Genomic DNA, 19,827 nt, shown 5'->3' with positions numbered 1-19,827 from the left:
AGGGCTTTTCACCGCACCTCCTCGTATGCCGCCCGCAGTCGCCGCACCCCTTCCGTGATCTCCCCGGTGCCGGCCACCGCGGCGAAGCTCAGCCGGAGGTGGGCGGCGGGCGGTTCGGCGCTGAAGTAGGGGCGGCCGGGGGTGAGGGCGACGCCCGCGCGGAGCGCCGCCGCGGTCAGCGCGGCCTCGTCCACTCCGTCGGGCAGCCGCGGCCACAGGTGGTAGCCGCCGGTCGGGATGTAGGGCAGGGACAGCTCGGGCAGCTCCCGGGCGAGCGCGCCGGTCATGACGTCGCGGCGGATCTTCAGCTCGGCCGACAATGCCCGCAGATGGCGCGGCCAGGCCGGCGAGCCGACGAGTTCCAGGGCGGCCTCCTGGAGTGGGCGGGGCACGAAGAAGCTGTCCACGACCTGGATCGCGCGCAGGCGTTCCAGCACCGGCCCGCGCGCGGCCAGCGCGCTCACCCGGAAGCTGGGCGAGGTCGCCTTGGTGAGCGAGCCGACGTGCACCACCACGCCGTCGGGATCGTCGGCGGCCAGCGGGCGGGGCAGCGGCCCGGCGTCGGCGTGCACCAGACGGCGCACGAAGTCGTCCTCGACGACGAACGCCCCGGCCTCGCGGGCGATGCGCAGCACCTCGGCGCGCCGGGCGGGGGCCAGCACGGCGCCGGTCGGGTTCTGGAACAGCGGCTGGCAGACGAAGACCCGGGCGCCGGTGGCGTGGAAGGCGTCCGCGAGCAGGTCGGGGCGGACCCCGTCGGGGTCCACGGGCACCGGGACCGGCCGCAGCCCGGCCGCGCGGGCCAGGGCCAGCATGCCCGGGTAGGTGGGCGACTCCACCAGCACCGGGGCGCCGGGCGGGGCGAGCGCGCGCAGGGCGGTGGCCAGGGCCGCCTGGCCGCCCGCGGCGATCAGCACCTCGGCGGCGGTGACGGCACCGCCGATGCCGCGCGCGAACCACTCCCGCAGCTCCGGCAGCCCCTCCAGCGGCGGCCGCTCCCAGGCGCCGGGCCGCCGGCCGGCCCGGGCCAGCGCCGCCGCCATGGCCCGCTCGGGTTGCAGGGAGGGGTGCGGATAGCCGCCGCTGAACTCCAGCACCCCGGGCGGCGGGGCGGCCAGCGAGACGGTGACGCCCGAGGCGTCCACGGTGCGCGGGACCAGGTCGGCCGCGCCGTCGGCACTGAGGGCGACCTCCTGCCAGGAGGTGTCCCCGGCGGGGCCCTCCGGCCGGTGCGGCCGGGCCCGGAAGGCACCGGCGCCGGGGCGGGTGACCACCAGACCCTCGGCGGCGAGCTGGGCGAGGGCCCGGGAGACGGTCACCGGGCTGACCCGGAACCGCTCGACCAGGGCCCTGCTCGACGGGAGCTTTCCACCAGGAGAGTAGCGGTCGAGCTCCCGCCGGAGCTGTTCTGCCAATTCGGCCACGCTGCTACGCTGTTGCATGAGAACACAGAGTAGCGCTACTACCGCGAGCCCGATAGCAGTCACCGCCCCCGGTGACCTGGGGGGCCTCGGCACCGTCCAGGCCGGGCTCGGCGTGATCGCCTTCTCGCTGACCTTTCCCTCCACCGCCTGGGGCCTGGAGAGCTTCGGCCCGTGGTCGCTGGTGGCGGTGCGCGGGGTCCTCGCCGCGATCGTGGCCGGGGGCTGTCTGCTGGCGCTGCGGGTACGGCTCCCGGCGCGCCGTCATCTGGCCGGGCTGGCCGTGGTCGCGGCCGGCGTGGTGCTGGGCTTCCCGATGCTGACCACGCTCGCGCTGGAGACGTCCACCACCTCCCACGCGGCCGTCGTGGTGGGGCTGCTGCCGCTGACCACCGCCGTGTTCTCGGCCCTGCGCACCGGCGCCCGGCCCTCCCGCCGGTTCTGGCTGGCGGCCGTGGCGGGCGCGGCGGCCGTGATCGCCTTCACCCTCACCCAGAGCGGTGGCGCGCTCACCACGGCCGACGGCTATCTCTTCGCGGCGCTGCTGGTGTGCGCGGCCGGCTACACCGAGGGCGGCCGGCTGGCCCGGATCATGCCGGGCTGGCAGGTCATCGGCTGGGCGCTGGTGCTGTGTCTGCCGCTCAGTGTGCCGGCCGCCGCGGTGGCGCTGGCGTACGAACCCGTGCACCTGACCGGGCACGGCATCGCCGGGCTGCTGTGGGTGGCCCTGGGCTCGCAGTTCCTCGGCCTGGTCGTCTGGTACCGGGGCATGGCGGCCATCGGCATCCCGCGCGCCAGTCAGTTGCAGTTGGCCCAGCCCCTGCTCACACTGGTGTGGTCGGCGCTGCTGCTGGGCGAACACTTCACGGTGGCCGCACCGCTGACCGCCGTGGCCGTGCTCGTGTGCATCGCCGTCACCCAGCGGTCGTGAGCGCAAGGAGGGCCCCGATGCACGCATCCAAGGGCGACAAGCTGGTCCAGCACGGCAGGGTGGTGGGTCAGCACGACCACGTCGTGGAAGTGGTCGAAGTACTCGGTCCCGAGGGCACCCCGCCGTACCGTGTCCGCGCCGAGAACGGACACGAGACGATCATGTCCCCCGGGCCCGACTGCCAGGTCAGGCACCGGGAAGAGCAGCAACAGCGGTAGTCAGCGCGGTGGTCTCGCCGGCCCCCGGTAGTGGTCGGCGACCACGCGCGCCATCGCTCCGGCCGGGTCGGCCGCCAGATCCCGGGCGGCGAAGAACACATGCCCGCGCACCCGCGGGTACCGGGCGGCGAGGGTGAGGTGCCGGGACAGCTCGACCGGATCCTGCCAGGCCGACGGCTGGTCCGCGGCGCCCGCCTTGTACAGGGCCTCCCCGAGATACAGGTGGGTCGCCGTGCCCTCGGCCACCTCGGACCACCAGGCGGCGAGGGCCGCGTAGTCGGCGTCGGGATGGCCGATGTGCCAGTACAGCTGGGGGACGACGTAGTCGATCCAGTGCTCGCGGACCCAGGTGCGGGTGTCCGCGTACAGGTCGTCGTACGTCTGGACGCCCGCCCGGGTCTCCGAGCCGCGCGGGTCGGTGGCGGCGTTGCGCCAGACGCCGAAGGGGCTGATCCCGAACCGGGTGCCGGGCCTCACCCGCCGGATGCCGGCGGCCGTCTCGCGCACCAGCGTGTCGATGTTGTGCCGGCGCCAGGCGGCCCGGCTGGGAAAGGCCCCGCCGTGGCGGTCGTAGGACGCGTCGTCGTCGAAGGTCTGCCCGGCGACCGGATAGGGGTAGAAGTAGTCGTCGAAGTGGACGGCGTCGACCGGGTAGCGGGCGACCGCGTCCAGCATCGCCCGCCGCACGAAGTCCCGGACCTCGGGCCGCCCCGGGTCGTAGTACAGCCGTCCGCCGTACGGCACCACCCAGTCGGGGTGCTCGCGGGCCGGGTGGGAGGCGGCCAGCCGGGTCGGGTCGGTGTGGTTCGCGACCCGGTACGGATTGAACCAGGCGTGCAGTTGCAGGCCCCGGGCGTGGGCCTCCCGCACGGCCGTGCCCAGCGGGTCCCAGCCCGGGTGGCGGCCCTGGGTGCCGGTGAGCCACTCGGACCAGGGCTCGTACGGCGACGGCCACAGCGCGTCGGCGGCCGGCCGCACCTGGAGGATCACCGTGTTGAGCCGGTGGCGGACCGCGCGGTCGAGATGGGCGATCAGCTCCGCCCGCTGCCGGTCGGCCGGCAGGCCGGGCCGCGAGGGCCAGTCCCGGTTGGCGACGGTCGCGAGCCACACGCCCCGCATCTCCGCGGCCGCCCGCGGCGGGTGGTAGGGGCCCGGGGCCGCGGCGGCGCTCCGGACGGCGGGAGCAGAGCCCCCGCCCGCCGGGGCGCCGGAACCGCCCGGCGCGCCCGGGACGGGGGCCGGTGTGGCCAGCGCGGACAGCGCGGCCCGTGCGAGGGTCCGTCGCGAGATGTGCGCCACCGGCCGCCTCCCGTACGCTGCGGATCCGTCCGGTCACGGATCGTCTCGCCCTCCAGGATGCCCCCACCCGGGCGATCGATCATCGATACTTGGCGGTAACGTGCACGGTCGGAGCAGGCGCCGAACCCGGGGATCCTGCCAGCCAGCCGGAAGACCAGCGAAGGGGACGATGTGACCGACATCGAGCGCGTCGGAGTCGTGGGCTGCGGCCAGATGGGCGCGGGCATCGCCGAGGTGTGCGCCCGGGCGGGACTGGACGTGAAGGTCGCCGAGACCACCGGCGAGGCCCTGGAGATCGGCCGTACCCGGCTGTACAACTCCCTGGCCAAGGCCGCCGAGCGCGGCAAGATCACCGAGGCGGAGCGGGACGCCACCCAGGCGCGCCTGAGCTTCACCACCGACCTCGGCGAGTTCTCCGACCGGGACCTCGTGATCGAGGCCGTCGTCGAGAACGAGCAGGTCAAGACCGAGATCTTCCAGGTGCTCGACCAGGTGGTGACCCGGCCGGACGCGATCCTGGCCTCCAACACCTCCTCGATCCCGCTGGTGAAGCTGGCCGTCGCCACCTCCCGCCCGGACCACGTCGTCGGCATCCACTTCTTCAACCCGGCCCCGGTGCAGCAGCTGGTCGAGCTGATCCCGGCGCTGACCACCTCCGAGGGCACGCTCAGCCGCGCCCAGGTGTTCGCCGAGAAGGTGCTCGGCAAGCACGCCATCCGCGCCCAGGACCGCTCCGGATTCGTGGTGAACGCGCTGCTGGTGCCCTACCTGCTGTCGGCGATCCGGATGTTCGAGTCCGGCATCGCCAGCCGCGAGGACATCGACAACGGCATGGAGATGGGCTGCGCGCACCCGATGGGTCCGCTGAAGCTGTCCGACCTGATCGGCCTGGACACCATCGTCTCCATCGCCAACTCGATGTACGCCGAGTACAAGGAGCCGCTGTACGCCGCTCCCCCGCTGCTCCAGCGCATGGTGGAGGCGGGCCGGCTCGGCCGGAAGACCGGGTCGGGTTTCTACACCTACGGCTGAACCCACGCCTGATTACGAAGAGCGACGCCCGTCGGGCCCGGCACCGGAGTACGGTGCCGGGCCCGACTGTTTCACACACCGTGTGCGCGGCGGGCACGCATATGCCCGCCACACACGCTTTCCACGCACCCACCAGCCGAGTTGACTCATCATGCGCATGCAAGGGATGCGGAACCACCGCTTTCGACCACCGAAAGGAGCGGACCCGTGACCGCCGAACCGGAGCATCCCGTGGTCCATGGAGAACTCGCAGAGTTACGACGCCGTCTCGACGTGGCCTACGCCAGAGTCGAGGGAGGACTGGCGCTGCTGCGCCACCGCACCGAGGAGACCGCCAAGGAACTGGACGATCTGAACTCCCGGATGGCCTCGCTGGAACACGCACGCTGGCCGCTGCCCTCGCTCGCCGCGCTGACCGCGCTCGGCGCGCTCGTGGTGACGCTCTGGCAGGCGTTGTCGGCCCACTAGCCCTCGGCGAGCCTGAGGTGGTGCAACAGGAGTAACGCGGCCGCCATGTTGGCGGCCGGGACCTCCCCACGGGCGATCAGGTCGGGGACGAGTTTGAGAGGGACCCATTCCCGCCGGTCCGACTCGAAGTCGTCCACGGGATGTCCGGCGAACTCGCCCCGGTCGGACCAGTAGACGTGGTGCCGGGCGTCGGTGAGGCCGTTGGACGGCTCCACGCTCATCAGGTGGTGCAGGGGCCCCGGCCGCCAGCCGGTCTCCTCCTCCAGTTCCCTGGCCGCCGCGCCCGCGATGTCCTCGCCGTCCTCGACGACGCCCGCCGCCAGCTCCCAGCCCCAGCTGTCGGTGATGAAGCGGTGCCGCCACAGCAGCAGCACCTCGTTCGCCTCGTTGACGATCGTCGCCACGGCCACGGGCCGCAGCCGGATCACGAAGTGGTCGAGGTGCCGGCCGTCCGGCAGTTCGACATCCGCGAGGTTGACACGGAACCAGCGGGTCTCATACACGGTTTTTTCACAGTGTTTCGTCCACTGCACGGTATGCCACCTTCCGTCGGGTGAGTGGCAATATCGCAGCAGGGACCGTGTACCCCACAGTGGGCCTACAACGGCACGCGCAGCGCTCCGTCGATGAGTTCGGCGGCCTCGGCGGTGCCGGCCGAGCCGCAGCGCACCAGATGCTCGCGCACCGCGCGCAGCCGGTCGCGCAGCCGCTGGGACTCCATGCCGCGGGCCTGCTCCGCCATCTGCACGGCGGTGGCCACGGCCTGGTCGGCGTTGCCCCGGCGCAGCTCGATGGTGCTGAGCATGGCCAGCCGGTGCACCCGGCCCCGGTCGTGGGCGGGGGTGCCGACGGCCGCCGCCGCGTGCTCCCGGGCCCCGGTCAGGTCACCGAGGCTGAGCAGCGCCTCGGCCACCTGCACATTGACCAGCCCCGGCTGCACATACCCGGTCTCGGCGGGCTCGTGGCCGCGCCGGATCCGCTCGGCCGCCGTCTCCGCGCGCCGGATGCGGGACAGCGCGCCGCCGCTGTCGCCGAGGTGGGCGTACGCCTTGGCCTGCATGGCGTACAGGTCGGAGGCGAGCGCCGGGGTGATGTGCCGGCCGGCGGTGCGCAGCGCGGCCTCGGCGAAGGCGACGGCCTGCCGGTACTCCCGCATGAACAGGGACTGGTTGACCAGCAGCGCGATCACATAGGCGCCCAGTCCCCGGTCCCCGCTGGCCTTGGCGAGCCGGAGCGCCTGGTGGAAGTAGCGCTGGGCGAGTCCATGGGCGTCGGAGTCGTACGCGCAGATGCCCGCGATCGCCACCAAGGCGCCCGTGGCGCGGTGCAGTTGGCGGCCGGTGGCGTCGGGGTAGCTGCCCCGCAGCAGCGGCGCGGCCTCGGCGTTGAGGAAGCCGACGACCCGGGTGCGGGTCGCTATCCCGCCGGCCTTGCGGTACATCTGCTCGTAGTGCGCCCGGGCGGCGCGCAGCACCTCGATGTCGGCCGCGGTGACCTGCTGCCGGCCGCCCCGGGAGACGTCGACGTCCTCGGGCGGGTTCTCCCACTCCCACACCGGCATCACGGCCGGGGTGCCGGTGACGGCGGGGGCGTCCAGCACATGGGGGCGCTGCTGTTCGTCCGACCGCCACAGGGCGGTGGCCCGCTCCACGAACCCGCCCAGCGAACCGGCGTGCGGGCTGCTCGGGCCACCGGGCACACCGAGCCCGATGTCGTCCAGCGTGACCGGTCTGTGCAGCCGGGCCGCCAGTACCTCGCAGATCAGGTCGGGCACCTGGCCGCCGGGCCGCTGGCCCTTCAGCCAGCGGGCCACGGCGGTGTGTTCGTACCGCAGCGCGAGACCGCGGGCGCGGCCCGCCTGGTTGACGTGGGCGGCGAGTCCGGCGTGCGAGATCCCCGCCTCGTCCAGGATGGCGTCGAGCAGAGTGTTGGGCTGCATGGGATGACCCCCGAGTGGCCTGGTGCGGTCAGCGTAGTGGTTCCGCCTTCACACGGGGTGTGAACCGGGCGCCGGGCTCCGTGGCCGCCGTCCGGGGCCTGGGCTCGCGCGCGTTGCGCAGCACCAGGAGCGCCACGTCGTCGTCGGGGGTGCCGCCCGTGTGGTCGAGGAGGGCGCGGAAGACCGTGCGCAGGACCGTCTGCGGGGTGACCGGCTGCCCCCGCGCCGCCTCCGCCAGCACTTTCGGCAGCGGGAAGAACCGCCCCCGCGCGTCCCGCGCCTCCTCCGCCCCGTCGGTGAACAGCACCAGGGACTCCCCCGGCAGCAGCCGGCCGCAGGAGCGGACCGTCAGCTCGGCCGGCAGCGGGAACGGCCCGAGCGGCGGCAGCGGATCGAGGTGCGAGAGCGGGCCGACCGTCGGACCGCTGAGCAGGTAGGGCCAGGGGTGGCCGCAGTTGAGGGCGCGCACCTCGCCGTCCGGGCCGATCTCCAGGAGCAGTACGGTGACGAACTCCTCCGCGACCGGGGTGTCCGGCTCGGTGCCGCCGTGCGCCGGGTGCTCGGCGCGGGCGCGTTCGCGCAGGTGGCGGGCGAGGGCGCGGTCCAGCCGGCGCAGCACCCGGTCCAGTCCTGCCTCGTCGTGGGCGGCCTCGCGGAAGCTGCCGAGCAAGGCGGCGACGGTGCCGAGGGCGGCCAGGCCGTGGCCCCGTACGTCCCCCATCACCACGCGGACACCGTGCTCGGTGGCGAGGGCCTCGTACAGATCGCCGCCCACACTCGCGCCCCGGTCGGCGGAGAGCTGGGCGGCGGCGAGGTCGATGCCGTCCACGCGTGGCGGCGGCGGACGCAGGACGACGTTCTGCGCGGTGCGCGCCACCTTCCGGGCGAGCCGCAGCTCCTTGAGCAGGGTGCGGCGGACGTGCAGGACGAGGCCGGTGCCGACGGCGAAGAACACGGCGCTGGTGACGATGCGCGCCCCGAGGCCGTTCTGCTGGGCGAGCGGACAGCCGAACTTGTAGCCGAGCGCGACGGCTCCCCAGACCGTGGGCAGTACGGCTGCCCGCCCGGTGGGCGCCCGTGCCTTGATGCGGATCATGCCTGTGGTCCCCCATGTGGCCTGACAGAGCAGACGGACCGACCCCGAAAGGCCGGTCCGATTCTGTCGAGGGGAGGACCCGAGCGGACCGGATCACCCCGAGTTCCCACTCGAATGAGTGATCCGACCGTCAGTCAACCCGCATTTATGCAGTTGGCGGTGGGGTCGGCGCCCCCGCAGGGGCGGTGACCCCACCCGGGCTCAGCCGCGCAGCACCGCACCCGTCCGCTCGCCCGCGAGGGCGACCGCCGCGTCCCGCGCGGCCGACGCCTCGTCCACGGTCAGCGTCCGGTCGCCGGCCCGGAACCGCAGCGCGTACGCGAGCGACTTGCGGCCCTCGCCCAGCTGCTCCGCGTTCTCGTAGACGTCGAACAGCCGGATGGACTCCAGCAGTTCACCCGCGCCCTCGCGCAGCGCCGCCTCGACCTCCGCGGCCGGGACCGGCTTGTCGACGACGAGGGCGACATCCTGCGTGGCGACCGGGAACGTGGAGATGCCCGGAGCCTGCGGAACGCCGTCGCCCGCCGCCTCCAGGGCGTCCAGGTCCAGCTCCATCGCGCAGGTGCGCTCGGGCAGGCCCAGGGCCTTCAGGACCCGCGGGTGCAGTTCGCCCGCGTGGCCGACGACCTTCTCGGTGCCGTCGGCGACGACCACCAGCTCGGCGCACCGGCCCGGGTGCCAGGGACCGTACTGGCCCTTGCGCACGACCAGCTCCGCACCGGCCTCGCGGGCGAGGGCGCGCGCCGCCTCGACGGCGTCGGCCCAGTCCGCCGGGCGGCCCTTGCCCCACCAGCCGGCCTGCTCGCGCGCGCCGGCCAGGACGACGGCCGCGTGCCGCGGCTGCTCGGGCAGCGCGGCGTTCAGCGCGGCGATCTCCTCGTCGGTGGGACGCCGGTCGACGGGCAGGTGCGCGGCGGCACGGCTCTCCTCACGCGGGTGGAAGACCAGCCCGGTCTCGAACAGCGCCAGGTCGTGCGAGCCCCGGCCCGCGTTGCGCCGCAGCGCGCCGAGCAGGCCCGGCAGCAGCGTGGTGCGCAGCGCGGGCTCCTCGTCGCTCAGCGGGTTGACCAGCTTGACGACGCGGCGGGCCGGGTCGTCGGCCGCCAGCTGGAGCTGGTCGAAGACCTGCTCGCTGACGAAGGGGTAGTTCGGCGCCTCGACGTACCCGGCGCCGGCCAGCGCGCGGCCGGCCCGGCGGTGCAGCCGCTGGCGGTGGGTCAGACCGCGGCCGGAGGGCGGCTTGGGCAGCGTGGAGGGCAGGTTCTCGTACCCCTCCAGGCGGATGACCTCCTCGGCGAGGTCGTTCGGGTCGGTCAGGTCGGGCCGCCAGGACGGGACGGTGACGATCAGCTCGTCCTGTCCGTAGACGTCGCAGCCGACCTCCTGGAGGCGGCGGACGACCGTCTCACGGCCGTAGGTGACGCCCGCGACCTTGTCCGGGTGGTCGGCCGGCAGGGTGATGGTGTGCGGGGCCGAGGGCGCGATGACCTCGGTGACACCGGCCTCCGCCGTGCCGCCCGCGAGCAGGACCAGCAGGTCCACGGTGCGCTGCGCGGCGGCGGCGGCCGCCTGCGGGTCGACGCCGCGCTCGAAGCGGCGGGACGCCTCGGACAGCAGCTTGTGCCGGCGGGCCGTACGGGCGATGGAGACGGCGTCGAAGTGGGCGGCCTCGATGACGACCTCGGTCGTCGCGTTCTGCGCGTCCTCGTGGTCGGCGATCTCGGTGTGGGCGCCGCCCATCACGCCGGCGAGCCCGATCGGGCCGCGCTCGTCGGTGATGACCAGGTCCTCGGAGTGCAGGGTGCGCTCGACGCCGTCGAGGGTGACGAGCTTCTCGCCCTCCTCGGCCCGGCGCACGCCGATGGTGCCCTGGACCAGCCCCCGGTCGTAGGCGTGCAGCGGCTGGCCCAGCTCCATCATCACGTAGTTCGTGATGTCCACGGCGAGCGAGATCGGGCGCATGCCGACCTTCTGCAGCCGGCGCTGGAGCCAGATCGGGGAGCGCGCCTCGGGGCGCAGTCCGGTGACCGTGCGGGCGGTGAAGCGGTCGCAGCCGTACGGCTCGGAGACCTGCACCGGGTGGCCGAAGGCGTTCGGGGCCGGTACGTCGATCAGGGCCGGGTCGCGCAGCGGCAGGCCGTAGGCGATGGCAACCTCGCGGGCCACGCCGCGGATGGACAGGCAGTCGCCGCGGTTGGCGGTGACGGCGATGTCCAGGACCTCGTCGACCAGCTCCAGCAGCTCGATGGCGTCCTTGCCGACCTCGGTCTCCGGTGGCAGCACGATGATGCCGTGGGCACCGTCGTCGCCCATGCCCAGCTCGTCGCTGGAGCAGATCATGCCGTGCGAGACCTTGCCGTAGGTCTTGCGGGCGGCGATGGAGAAGCCGCCGGGCAGGGTGGCGCCGGGCAGGACCACGACGACCTTGTCGCCGACCGCGAAGTTGCGGGCGCCGCAGACGATCTCCTGGGGCTCACCGGTGCCGTTGGCCTGGCCGACGTCGACCGTGCAGAAGCGGATCGGCTTCTTGAAGCCCTCCAGCTCCTCGATGGTCAGCACCTGGCCGACGACCAGCGGGCCCTTGAGGTCGGCGCCGAGCTGTTCGACGGTCTCGACCTCCAGGCCTGCCGAAATGAGCTTGGCCTGGACGTCGCGGCCGGTCTCCGTCGCCGGCAGGTCGACGTACTCCCGCAGCCAAGAAAGCGGGACCCGCATCAGATCTCCATCCCGAACGGCCGGGTGAACCGGACGTCACCCTCGACCATGTCTCGCATGTCTTCGACGTTGTGGCGGAACATCAGCATCCGCTCGATGCCGAACCCGAAGGCGAAGCCGCTGTACTTCTCCGGGTCGACGCCGCAGGCGGTGAGCACCCGCGGGTTGACCATGCCGCAGCCGCCGAGCTCGATCCAGCCCTCGGACGAGCAGGTGCGGCAGGGCCGGTCGGCGTTGCCGACGGACTCGCCCTTGCAGACGTAGCAGAGCATGTCCATCTCGGCGCTCGGCTCGGTGAAGGGGAAGAAGTTCGGGCGCAGCCGGGTCTTCATGCCCTCACCGAACAGGGACTGGACCATGTGGTCCAGGGTGCCCTTGAGGTCGGCCATGGTCAGGCCCTCGTCCACGGCGAGCAGCTCGACCTGGTGGAAGACCGGGGTGTGGGTGGCGTCCAGCTCGTCGGTGCGGTACACGCGGCCGGGGCAGATCACGTAGACCGGCGGTTCGCGGTCGAGCAGGGAGCGGATCTGCACGGGCGAGGTGTGGGTGCGCAGCACCACGCCGGACTCGGCGCCGCCGTCGGGCGCCTGGACGAAGAAGGTGTCGGCCTCGCCGCGGGCCGGGTGGTCCGGGCCGATGTTGAGCGCGTCGAAGTTGAACCACTCCGCCTCGACCTGCGGGCCCTCGGCGACCTCGTAGCCCATGGCCACGAAGATGTCCTCGATGCGCTCCGAGAGCGTGGTGAGGGGGTGGCGGGCGCCGGCCGGGACGCGGTCGTACGGCAGCGTGACGTCGACGTCCTCCTCGACCAGCACCCGGGCGTCGCGCTCCGCCTCCAGCTCGGCCTGGCGGGCGGCCAGGCCCTTGTTGACGGCGCCGCGGGCCATGCCGACGCGCTTGCCGGCCTCGGCCTTGGCGTGCGGGGGCAGGGCGCCGATCTCGCGGTTGGCGAGGGCCAGCGGTGAGGCGGGGCCGGTGTGGGCGACCTTGGCCTCGTGGAGCGCGTCGAGGGAGTCCGCGGCGGCGAAGGCGGCGAGCGCCTCGTCCCGCATGCGCTCGATCTCTTCCGGTTTCAACGCCTCGACCTCGACAGGGTCGTACGACTTATTGGGTGCCGACATCTCTTCCCGTGCTTCCGATTGCTGGCGGATGGTCCCCGTCACCGACTCGCGAGGGCCGCGTGAAGGACACAAAGGTGCCAAAGGCCGAGTCTAACGGGGTGGAGGTGTGCGAATGCGCCCGTGGGCCACTAGGCGAGATACGCCGGGGCCGCCACGGGCAGGGTAAATCGGAACTCGGCGCCGCCGCGGTGGGCGCGGCCGACCGTGATGGTGCCGCCGTGGGCCTCCACGATGCCCTTGACGATGTACAGCCCGAGTCCGGTGCCGCCGCGCTTGCTGCCCCGCCAGAAGCGGGTGAAGACGCGGTTCATGGACTCCTCCGGGATGCCGGGCCCTTCGTCGCTCACCGTGACCGATGTGCCGGTTTCCTCGCCCTCGCGCGGGGACGCCGAGGGCGTGATGCCAATGGTGACGGTTCCCTCGCCGTGCCGCACGGCATTTTCGATGAGGTTGCTGAGCACCTGGTCGATCTTGTCGGGGTCGGCCCACAGGGCGGGCAGCGGCTGTTCGATGCGGAGCAGGAACCGCTCGGCGGGCTGGCCGGCCGCCACATAGGCCTGGATGTGCCGGGAGACGGCGGCCTTGATATCGACGGGCTGGCGGCGGACCTCCAGGCGCCCGGAGTCGATGCGGGAGATGTCCAGCAGTTCGGCGATGAGCCGGGTGACCCGGTCGGCGTCGGCGTCGACGGTCTCCAGCATGAGCCGCTTCTGGTCGTCGGTGAAGCGCTCCCATTTGGCGAGCAGGGTGGCGGTGAAGCCCTTCACGGAGGTCAGCGGGGAGCGCAGCTCGTGGGCGACGGTGGCGATCAGCTCGGCGTGGCTGCGCTCGGTGCGGCGGCGGGCCTCGGTGTCCCGGAGGCAGACGACCACGGACCGCACCGGCCCCAGTGGTGCGTCGCGCACATAGCGGGCGGTGACCAGGACCTCCCGGCCGCCCGGCAGCAGCAGGTTGCGCTCCGGCTGCCGGACCCGGATGGCGAGTCCGCCGTAGGGGTCGGTGAGCTGCCACCAGCGGCGCCCCTCCAGGTCCTCTAATGGCAGCGCCTTCTCCAGCGGCTGTCCGAGGGCGTCGGCGGGTGCCACCCCGGTGATGCGTCCGGCGGCGGCGTTGAAGCAGGTCACGCGACCTTGTTCGTCGGCGATGACCAGGCCGTCGGGCAGCTGGTCCGGGTCGAGGTCCCGGTGTCCGCCGGGTGCGGGCACAGGTGTGTCCCGTTCGTCCCGTCCCCCCGGCGCGGTATTCGTGCCGGCCACACTCATCCCCGTACCCCACCTCTCAGACGGCGCAGGGCCCCGCGCTGGTCACCCTACTAGCTCTCGGTGACGGAGCGGCACCCTCCGGAGGCGCGCTGCGCACGGGCCGACGCGTAGAGGCATACGGCGGCGGCCGTGGCGAGGTTCAGGCTCTCGGCCCTGCCGTGGATGGGGACGCGTACGACGGCGTCGGCGAGGGCCCGGGTCTCCTCGGGCAGCCCCCACGCCTCGTTGCCGAACACCCAGGCGGTGGGGGTGCCCATGGTGCCCTTGTCCAGTTCCTCGTCGAGGTCGCGGTCGCCGGCCCCGTCGGCGGCGAGGATCCGCACCCCGGCCTCCTTCAGGCCGGCCACGGCCCGCTCGACGGGCACGCCGACGGCGACCGGCAGATGGAAGTGGGAGCCGACGGAGGCCCGGACGGCCTTGGGGTTGTACAGGTCCACGGAGGCGTCGGTGAGGATCACGGCCTCCGCGCCCGCGGCGTCGGCGCAGCGCAGCACCGTGCCGGCGTTGCCGGGGTCGCGTACGTGGGCGAGGACGGCGACCAGCCTGGGCCGGGCGGCGAGGATCTCCTCGAAGGGGGTGTCCAGGAACCGGCAGACCCCGACCAGGCCCTGCGGGGTGACGGTGGTGGAGATCTCGGCGATGACCTCCTCGGAGGCCAGGTGCACCCGGGCGCCGGCGGCCCGTGCCTCCCCCACGATGTCGGGGTAGCGCTCGGCGGCCTCGACGGTGGCGAACAGCTCCACGAGCGTCGCGCTGCCGTCGGCCCCCCGGTGTCCGGCCCCCTCGCGCACGGCCTGCGGCCCCTCGGCGAGGAACAGCCGGTCCTTCCCCCGGAAGTTCCGCTTGGCAAGCCGCCGGGCAGCGGAGACACGCGCGGACCGGGGGGAGATCAGCTCGGGGCTGACGGGGGGCATGTTGTTCTTCACCTTCGGATGAGTTCTCTTGCACAGCGCCCCGACGGGGCGCGGGGAACTGCGCGAGCGACCACGACGGACCCGCGGCCGGACGACTCGTGACGGGCCCCAACAACAGGACCCGCAAGCTATGCAGCCTGCGGGTCCCGAGTGAGCGTCGGCTAAAGCCAGCGCAGCGTCACGCGGCCTTCGGCGCGTTGACGTCCGACGGCAGCGCCTTCTGCGCGACCTCGACGAGCGCCGCGAAGGCGTTCGCGTCGTTCACGGCCAGCTCGGCCAGGATCTTGCGGTCGACCTCGACGTTCGCGGCCTTCAGACCCTGGATGAAGCGGTTGTAGGTGATGCCGTTGGCGCGGGCAGCGGCGTTGATGCGCTGGATCCACAGCTGACGGAAGTCGCCCTTGCGCTTCTTGCGGTCGTTGTAGTTGTAGACCAGCGAGTGGGTGACCTGCTCCTTGGCCTTGCGGTACAGGCGCGAACGCTGACCGCGGTAGCCGGAGGCCTGCTCGAGGATCGCCCGGCGCTTCTTGTGGGCGTTGACTGCCCGCTTGACGCGTGCCACTTGTTAACTCCTTGTAGCGGGGTCGTGGGGGTCCTCACACGACCCGGAAACGATTCGGTCCCGGTCCAGACGCGCGGCGCTCACAGGGCGCCGCCGCGTCACTTGCCGAGAAGCTTCTTGATCTTCGCGGCGTCGCCCGGGGCCATCTCGGCGTTGCCGGTGAGGCGACGCGTGACGCGGGACGACTTGTGCTCGAGCAGGTGGCGCTTGCCGGCGCGCTCACGGAGCACCTTGCCGGAGCCGGTGACCTTGAAGCGCTTGCTGGCACCGCTGTGCGACTTGTTCTTCGGCATAGCGCCGTTATCTCCTCGTCGGTGGCGCTCCGGTGCCCGGTCGGAAAAACCGGGCACGCTGGAGCGTCGCTCTCTTCTATCGGTTACATCCTCGGGGACGTACAGGGATGCACATCCCCGGGGATCACGCCTCGGCCGGCTCCTCGGAGGGCGCCTCTGACGCCTCGGCCTCGGCAGGGTTCTGCGACTTGCCGGGGTTCGCCTTCGCCTCGGCCTTGCGGGCCTCCTGCGCCTGACGGGCCTCGGCCATCGCCTCGGTCTTCTTCTTGTGCGGACCGAGGACCATGATCATGTTTCGGCCGTCCTGCTTCGGGTTCGACTCCACGAAACCGAGGTCCTGGACGTCCTCCGCGAGCCGCTGGAGCAGTCGGTAGCCCAGCTCGGGGCGGGACTGCTCACGACCACGGAACATGATCGTGATCTTGACCTTGTCGCCCTGCTTGAGGAACCGGACGACGTGACCCTTCTTGGTGTCGTAGTCGTGCGGGTCGATCTTCGGCCGGAGCTTCATCTCCTTGATGACCGTGTGCGCCTGGTTCTTGCGCGCCTCACGGGCCTTCATGGCCGACTCGTACTTGAACTTCCCGTAGTCCATGAGCTTGCACACGGGCGGACGGGCGTTCGCCGCGACCTCGACCAGGTCCAGGTCGTACTCCTGCGCAAGCTCCAGTGCCTTCGCGAGCGGCACGATGCCGACCTGCTCGCCACTGGGACCGACAAGTCGCACCTCGGGAACGCGAATCCGGTCGTTGATGCGGGGCTCGGCGCTGATGGATCCTCCTCGGTAGCACCACGCGACGGTCTGGCGGACAGCCGCGTAACGTCTGTGTTCGTTAGACCTAACCGCGCCGAAGCAACAAAAATGCCCCGGACGATCACAAGCGGGGCTCCCATGCATCCGGAGCACCGCCGCGATGTCGCGGGGCGCGCTTTCGGGCGACTCCATCGCCCGTACGGAACGATGGCGGTCACCTGACCGGACCCGCCGTCCCTCGGGACGGAGCAGGTGGGAGATCGGAGCCTCCACTTGTGGGCCGAACACGCAGGTGTCCGGCCGGTCGTTTCCCCCAGACTACAGGGTTGACACAGAGGGTGCCAAACCGTGCGTCCGGGCCGTGCGGGGCGGGCTCCCGCGGGCCGGGGCGCGCCCGGCGGGGCCTATCGTGTGGGGCATGAGTGACACCCCTCCTGAGTCCCCCGACTTCGACGCGATGACCCGGGACATCGCCGAGGTCCCCGCCGTCGAGGTGATCGTGACGGTCGCCGTCAACCTGATGAGCGCCGCCGCCGTGAAGCTCGGGCTGAGCGAGGAGGGCGACACGTACAAGGACCTGGACGAGGCCCGCAAGCTGATCACCGCGCTCGCCGGTCTGCTGGACGCGAGCGCGACCGAGATCAGCTCCTTCCACGCGGCCCCGCTGCGCGACGGCCTGAAGTCGCTCCAGCTGGCGTTCCGCGAGGCGTCGGTCGTCCCGGACGAGCCGGGCCAGGGTCCGGGCGAGAAGTACACCGGCCCGGTCTACGGCTGACCCTGCCCGTACTCGCGTACGGCTTCATTCCCTCACGTACAAGGGCTCGCCCGGAGGCGTGGTCCCGGCCGGCAGCAGTGCCAGGTCGAGGCCGCGCACCAGGCGGGCCCGCAGTGTTTCGTCGGCGGCGAGCCGTCCGGCGACCGCGCGGGCGGCCTCGGCGGGCGGCGCGGCCGGGTCGAGGACGAGGGCGAGGGTGCCGTCGGCCCGTCCGGGGCCGAGGTGGGCGCGCAGCACGGCGGGCTCCGCCGCCACCGCCGCCCGGACGGCCGCGACCACGGCGGGGTCGTCGAGCGGGTCGGTGCTGGTGCGACCCTCGGCGAGGGCGAGCAGCGCCGGGCCGGTCAGCTCGAACGGCACCGGCCCGGCGAGGTCCAGCACGACCGTGTCGGCCTTCTCGTGCGCGGCGGCCTGGAGCGCCTGGTGCAGGGGTACGGCGACCGGGCGGGCCGCGGGGTCCCAGCGGGCCAGGGAGTCGGTGGAGGTGAAGGCGGGCAGCGCGGTGCGGCCGCCGGCCTTCAGCGTGGGTACGGCCATGTCGCTGGTCTTCTCGCGGCGCAGTCCGTTCTCGTCCTCCTCCACCTCGCCGAGCACGGCGACGACGGGGACCAGCAGGCGGGCGCCCTTGAGCGCCCGCAGGACGGGTCCGACGGCGCCGCGGTCCTCGGCCCAGGCGGCGAGCGCGGCGCTCAGCCGGGGGTCGGCGGAGCCGTCGTCGTCGGAGAAGCCGGGGTCGGGAATGTTCTTGTTCGCCACGGTCACCGACCCTATCGGGGGCGGGCCGGCCCCCGGCCGCCGGGCCGACACGGGCAGAGACGGGCCGGGGTCGCCCCGCCGACTCCTGCGGTACGGGTACGTCGCCGGGTGGCGTCAGCTCACAGCGGGTGCCTGCGGGTCCGCCACAGGACCGCCCCGGCCACCAGGAGGACCGCGCCCGCGCCGCCGGCCAGCGGGGCCGCCCAGTCGCCGGCGCCGTCGGCGGCCTCGGGGGTGTCCGGGCCGGGGCCGAAGTACTTCTCGCCGTACGACGCGGCGTGCAGGCGCCGCGGCTCAAGGCGGGCGGCGGCCTTCAGTGCCGCCGCCGGGTCGATCATGCCGAAGCCCCGGGAGTCGTCCCGCCCGCCGGCCGGGGCGTCCCGCGCGGTGTCCTCCAGCAGCTTCTTGATCTGGGCCGGGGCGAGGTCCGGGTGGGCCGAGCGGATCAGGGCCGCCGCTCCGGAGACGAAGGCGGAGGCCGCGCTGGTGCCCCAGCCCGCGTAGTACTTGTGGTCGGGGTCGGCGATGACGACGTCGACGCCGGGCGCGCTGACGGCCGCGTACCAGCGGCGGGTGGAGAAGGCGGCGCGGGTGCCGTACTTGTCCACGGCGGTGGCGGCGACGACGCCCGGGTAGGCGGCCGGGTAGGAGACGTGGTCGCCCTTGTCGCCGCCGTTGCCCGCCGAGGCGACGACGACCACGCCCTTGCCCAAGGCGTACTGCACGGCCTCGTCCTCGCCGGGTTCGGGGTGGGCCGAGTTCGAGTCGTCGCCGAGGGAGAGGTTGATGACGTCGGCGCCGTGGTCGGCGGCCCAGCGGATGCCGTCGGCCAGGGCGGTGCCGCGGGTGGTGCGGGCCTTGGCGCGGGCCGGGTCGCCGTCCTCCAGGATCACGCGGACCGGCAGGATCTTCGCCTCCGGGGCCACGCCGAGGACGCCGTCGGCGTGGCCGGGGCCGTGGCCGTGCCCGGCGATGATGCCGGCCATGGCGGTGCCGTGCCGGGCCCACAGGCGCTCGCCGGGCCCGGCGCCGAAGCCGATCATGTCCTTGCCGGGCAGCACGTTCCCGGCGAGGTCCGGGTGGTCGGACTCCACGCCGGTGTCCAGGACGGCGACGGTGACGCCCCGGCCCTCGGTGGTCCGCCAGGCCTCGTCCAGGTGGAGCGCGGTCAGGGCCCACTGCTGGGCGCGCAGGCCGTCGGCGTGGGCCGGGGCGGCGGGCAGCAGGGCGAGGGAGCCGGTGAGCAGCAGGCTCGCCACGGCGGCGAGGGCCCTGCGGCGGCCGCCGGTCGATCGGGTCATGCGGGCTTCTCCGTGGCCGTGCCGATGGTCTTGCGCAGCCGTCGTTCGACGCGGTCGGCCAGGCCCTTGGCCTCGTTGCCGAGGCCGGCCTGGGCCGGCGCGGTGGCGGCACCGTCGCGGACGGCGTCGGCGGCGGGCTGGGGCTCGTCGACGGTGCGGCCGTCGGCCCAGCCGGACACGGCGTACGCCACCACGGGGGCGTCGGTGAGGACGGAGAGGGTCCAGGAGGCCCGCTGCCGGTCGCCGAAGCCGGCGGCGGCCGTGCCGGGGGCGGCGTACGGCCGGGGCATCAGGTCGGGGCGCCGGTCCAGGCGCTCGTCGCGGAAGCGGGCGGCGAGCGCGGACATGGCGGCGGGGTCGGCCTTGGTGAACAGCAGGCCCACGGTGGTGACATGGCTCTGGGTGGCGTCGGTGTAGGTGGCGCGCAGCAGCCGCCGGCAGCCGACCGGGGCGAGGGCCCGGGCCAGCAGCGGGTCGAAGGCGTGGGCGCAGCCGCCGTCCGGGGCCACGGCGATACGGGTCCAGGTGCGGTCGGCGCCGCCGGGTCCGGCGCCGTCGCCCCGGACGGTGGGCGGGAAGAGCTGGTCCACGGGCACGCTGTGCCACAGGGCGCCGGCGGCGGTGTACGCGGTGCGGGCGGCGTCGTCGCCGTCGTCTCCGCTGAGCCGGCTTCCGGCGGCGGCCCCGCCGATGAGGCCGAGGCCGAGGACGAGACAGGTGGCGGCGGCGACGGTGCGCGGCCCGACCCGGGGGCGGGTGCGCGCGCCGGACAGCTCCGGTTCCGCGAACGACACGAGGGGCCGGCTCGCCGGTGCGGCGCTCCACGAGCGGCCCGGGCCGGGCGCGCCGGGTCGTCCCGCTCCCCCGGCCGTCGGCGGGGCCCAGGCCCGTACGCCGGGCGCGGAGCGTGCGGTTGACGGCGCGTCACCGGGAGCGGGTGGTACGGGCCGGAGCCGCCGGGTCGTCTCCG

Annotated in this window: 20 protein-coding genes; 5 read left to right on the top strand and 15 right to left on the bottom strand. The window is 73.5% G+C overall.

From position 1 onward, the window contains the following. Positions 1-8: 8 nt before the first annotated feature. A complete protein-coding gene (locus IH25_RS0122925; protein WP_209445355.1) occupies positions 9-1,442 on the bottom strand; it encodes an aminotransferase-like domain-containing protein in 1,434 nt (477 codons plus the stop codon). On the opposite strand from IH25_RS0122925, the gene IH25_RS0122920 reads away from it, so the two are divergent. Together IH25_RS0122920 and IH25_RS0122915 are read left to right on the top strand one after the other, a co-directional pair. Beyond that, on the top strand, positions 1,441-2,352 hold the full coding sequence (locus tag IH25_RS0122920; protein ID WP_030613628.1) for a DMT family transporter: 912 nt from the start codon (positions 1,441-1,443) through the stop codon (positions 2,350-2,352). The two genes, IH25_RS0122925 and IH25_RS0122920, sit on opposite strands and share 2 nt — an antisense overlap. Positions 2,353-2,369: 17 nt before the next feature. Next, the gene (locus tag IH25_RS0122915) at positions 2,370-2,570 is read left to right on the top strand and encodes a DUF1918 domain-containing protein (protein ID WP_030613626.1); all 201 of its coding nucleotides are present in this window, start codon (positions 2,370-2,372) and stop codon (positions 2,568-2,570) included. On the opposite strand, the gene IH25_RS0122910 is transcribed toward IH25_RS0122915, so the two are convergent. Beyond that, positions 2,571-3,869, bottom strand: coding sequence for a family 10 glycosylhydrolase (locus IH25_RS0122910; protein WP_030613623.1), 1,299 nt, complete (start codon positions 3,867-3,869; stop codon positions 2,571-2,573). It lies immediately after the preceding gene. A 171-nt stretch (positions 3,870-4,040) separates the two neighbouring features. Here IH25_RS0122910 and IH25_RS0122905 point away from each other — a divergent pair, with 171 nt between their 5' ends. After that, a complete protein-coding gene (locus IH25_RS0122905; RefSeq protein WP_030613619.1) occupies positions 4,041-4,901 on the top strand; it encodes a 3-hydroxybutyryl-CoA dehydrogenase in 861 nt (286 codons plus the stop codon). 207 nt (positions 4,902-5,108) lie between these two features. Next, positions 5,109-5,369 (top strand): hypothetical protein, encoded by a 261-nt coding sequence (locus IH25_RS0122900; RefSeq protein ID WP_030613616.1) that lies wholly within the window; start codon positions 5,109-5,111, stop codon positions 5,367-5,369. On the opposite strand, the gene IH25_RS0122895 is transcribed toward IH25_RS0122900, so the two are convergent. From IH25_RS0122895 to infC, 10 genes are all read right to left on the bottom strand, one after another. Next, on the bottom strand, positions 5,366-5,902 hold the full coding sequence (locus IH25_RS0122895; RefSeq protein ID WP_209445354.1) for an NUDIX hydrolase: 537 nt from the start codon (positions 5,900-5,902) through the stop codon (positions 5,366-5,368). The genes IH25_RS0122900 and IH25_RS0122895 overlap by 4 nt on opposite strands. Positions 5,903-5,967: 65 nt before the next feature. After that, positions 5,968-7,308: a hypothetical protein gene (locus IH25_RS0122890; protein ID WP_030613610.1), complete on the bottom strand. Its 1,341-nt coding sequence runs from the start codon at positions 7,306-7,308 to the stop codon at positions 5,968-5,970. A 28-nt stretch (positions 7,309-7,336) separates the two neighbouring features. Next, positions 7,337-8,404: a PP2C family protein-serine/threonine phosphatase gene (locus tag IH25_RS0122885; protein ID WP_030613607.1), complete on the bottom strand. Its 1,068-nt coding sequence runs from the start codon at positions 8,402-8,404 to the stop codon at positions 7,337-7,339. A gap of 201 nt (positions 8,405-8,605) precedes the next feature. Then, the gene (gene pheT, locus IH25_RS0122880; protein ID WP_030613605.1) at positions 8,606-11,119 is read right to left on the bottom strand and encodes a phenylalanine--tRNA ligase subunit beta; all 2,514 of its coding nucleotides are present in this window, start codon (positions 11,117-11,119) and stop codon (positions 8,606-8,608) included. Next, on the bottom strand, positions 11,119-12,240 hold the full coding sequence (gene pheS / locus IH25_RS0122875) for a phenylalanine--tRNA ligase subunit alpha (RefSeq protein ID WP_051754086.1): 1,122 nt from the start codon (positions 12,238-12,240) through the stop codon (positions 11,119-11,121). Before pheS ends, pheT begins: the two co-directional genes overlap by 1 nt. A 128-nt stretch (positions 12,241-12,368) precedes the next feature. Further along, positions 12,369-13,502: a sensor histidine kinase gene (locus tag IH25_RS0122870; RefSeq protein ID WP_030613598.1), complete on the bottom strand. Its 1,134-nt coding sequence runs from the start codon at positions 13,500-13,502 to the stop codon at positions 12,369-12,371. 50 nt (positions 13,503-13,552) lie between these two features. Beyond that, entirely contained in the window at positions 13,553-14,416 is an 864-nt protein-coding gene (locus IH25_RS0122865; protein WP_030613595.1) for a TrmH family RNA methyltransferase, read from the bottom strand. Positions 14,417-14,594: 178 nt separating this feature from the next. Beyond that, the gene (gene rplT / locus IH25_RS0122860; protein ID WP_006141703.1) at positions 14,595-14,978 is read right to left on the bottom strand and encodes a 50S ribosomal protein L20; all 384 of its coding nucleotides are present in this window, start codon (positions 14,976-14,978) and stop codon (positions 14,595-14,597) included. A 98-nt stretch (positions 14,979-15,076) separates the two neighbouring features. Beyond that, a complete protein-coding gene (rpmI, locus tag IH25_RS0122855) occupies positions 15,077-15,271 on the bottom strand; it encodes a 50S ribosomal protein L35 (RefSeq protein WP_004933563.1) in 195 nt (64 codons plus the stop codon). 124 nt (positions 15,272-15,395) lie between these two features. Further along, entirely contained in the window at positions 15,396-16,043 is a 648-nt protein-coding gene (infC, locus tag IH25_RS0122850; RefSeq protein ID WP_078844373.1) for a translation initiation factor IF-3, read from the bottom strand. 400 nt (positions 16,044-16,443) lie between these two features. Between infC and IH25_RS0122845 the strand changes: the two genes are divergently transcribed. Next, complete coding sequence (locus IH25_RS0122845; RefSeq protein ID WP_030613570.1) at positions 16,444-16,800, top strand: DUF1844 domain-containing protein; 357 nt, start codon at positions 16,444-16,446, stop codon at positions 16,798-16,800. Between the two features lie 24 nt (positions 16,801-16,824). On the opposite strand, the gene IH25_RS0122840 is transcribed toward IH25_RS0122845, so the two are convergent. From IH25_RS0122840 to IH25_RS39690, 3 genes are all read right to left on the bottom strand, one after another. After that, complete coding sequence (locus tag IH25_RS0122840; protein WP_030613555.1) at positions 16,825-17,556, bottom strand: SseB family protein; 732 nt, start codon at positions 17,554-17,556, stop codon at positions 16,825-16,827. A 119-nt stretch (positions 17,557-17,675) separates the two neighbouring features. Next, positions 17,676-18,857 carry a type VII secretion-associated serine protease mycosin gene (gene mycP / locus IH25_RS0122835; RefSeq protein WP_030613551.1) on the bottom strand — a complete coding sequence of 394 codons (1,182 nt, stop codon included), beginning with the start codon at positions 18,855-18,857 and terminating at the stop codon, positions 17,676-17,678. Further along, positions 18,854-19,651 (bottom strand): hypothetical protein, encoded by a 798-nt coding sequence (locus IH25_RS39690; protein ID WP_245172861.1) that lies wholly within the window; start codon positions 19,649-19,651, stop codon positions 18,854-18,856. Before IH25_RS39690 ends, mycP begins: the two co-directional genes overlap by 4 nt. Positions 19,652-19,827: the final 176 nt, after the last annotated feature.

Source organism: Streptomyces achromogenes subsp. achromogenes, from assembly GCF_000720835.1.
GTDB lineage: Bacteria > Actinomycetota > Actinomycetes > Streptomycetales > Streptomycetaceae > Streptomyces > Streptomyces achromogenes.
The sequence above is the reverse complement of the archived record's forward strand: the minus strand, read 5'-3'. Positions and strand labels throughout refer to the sequence as shown.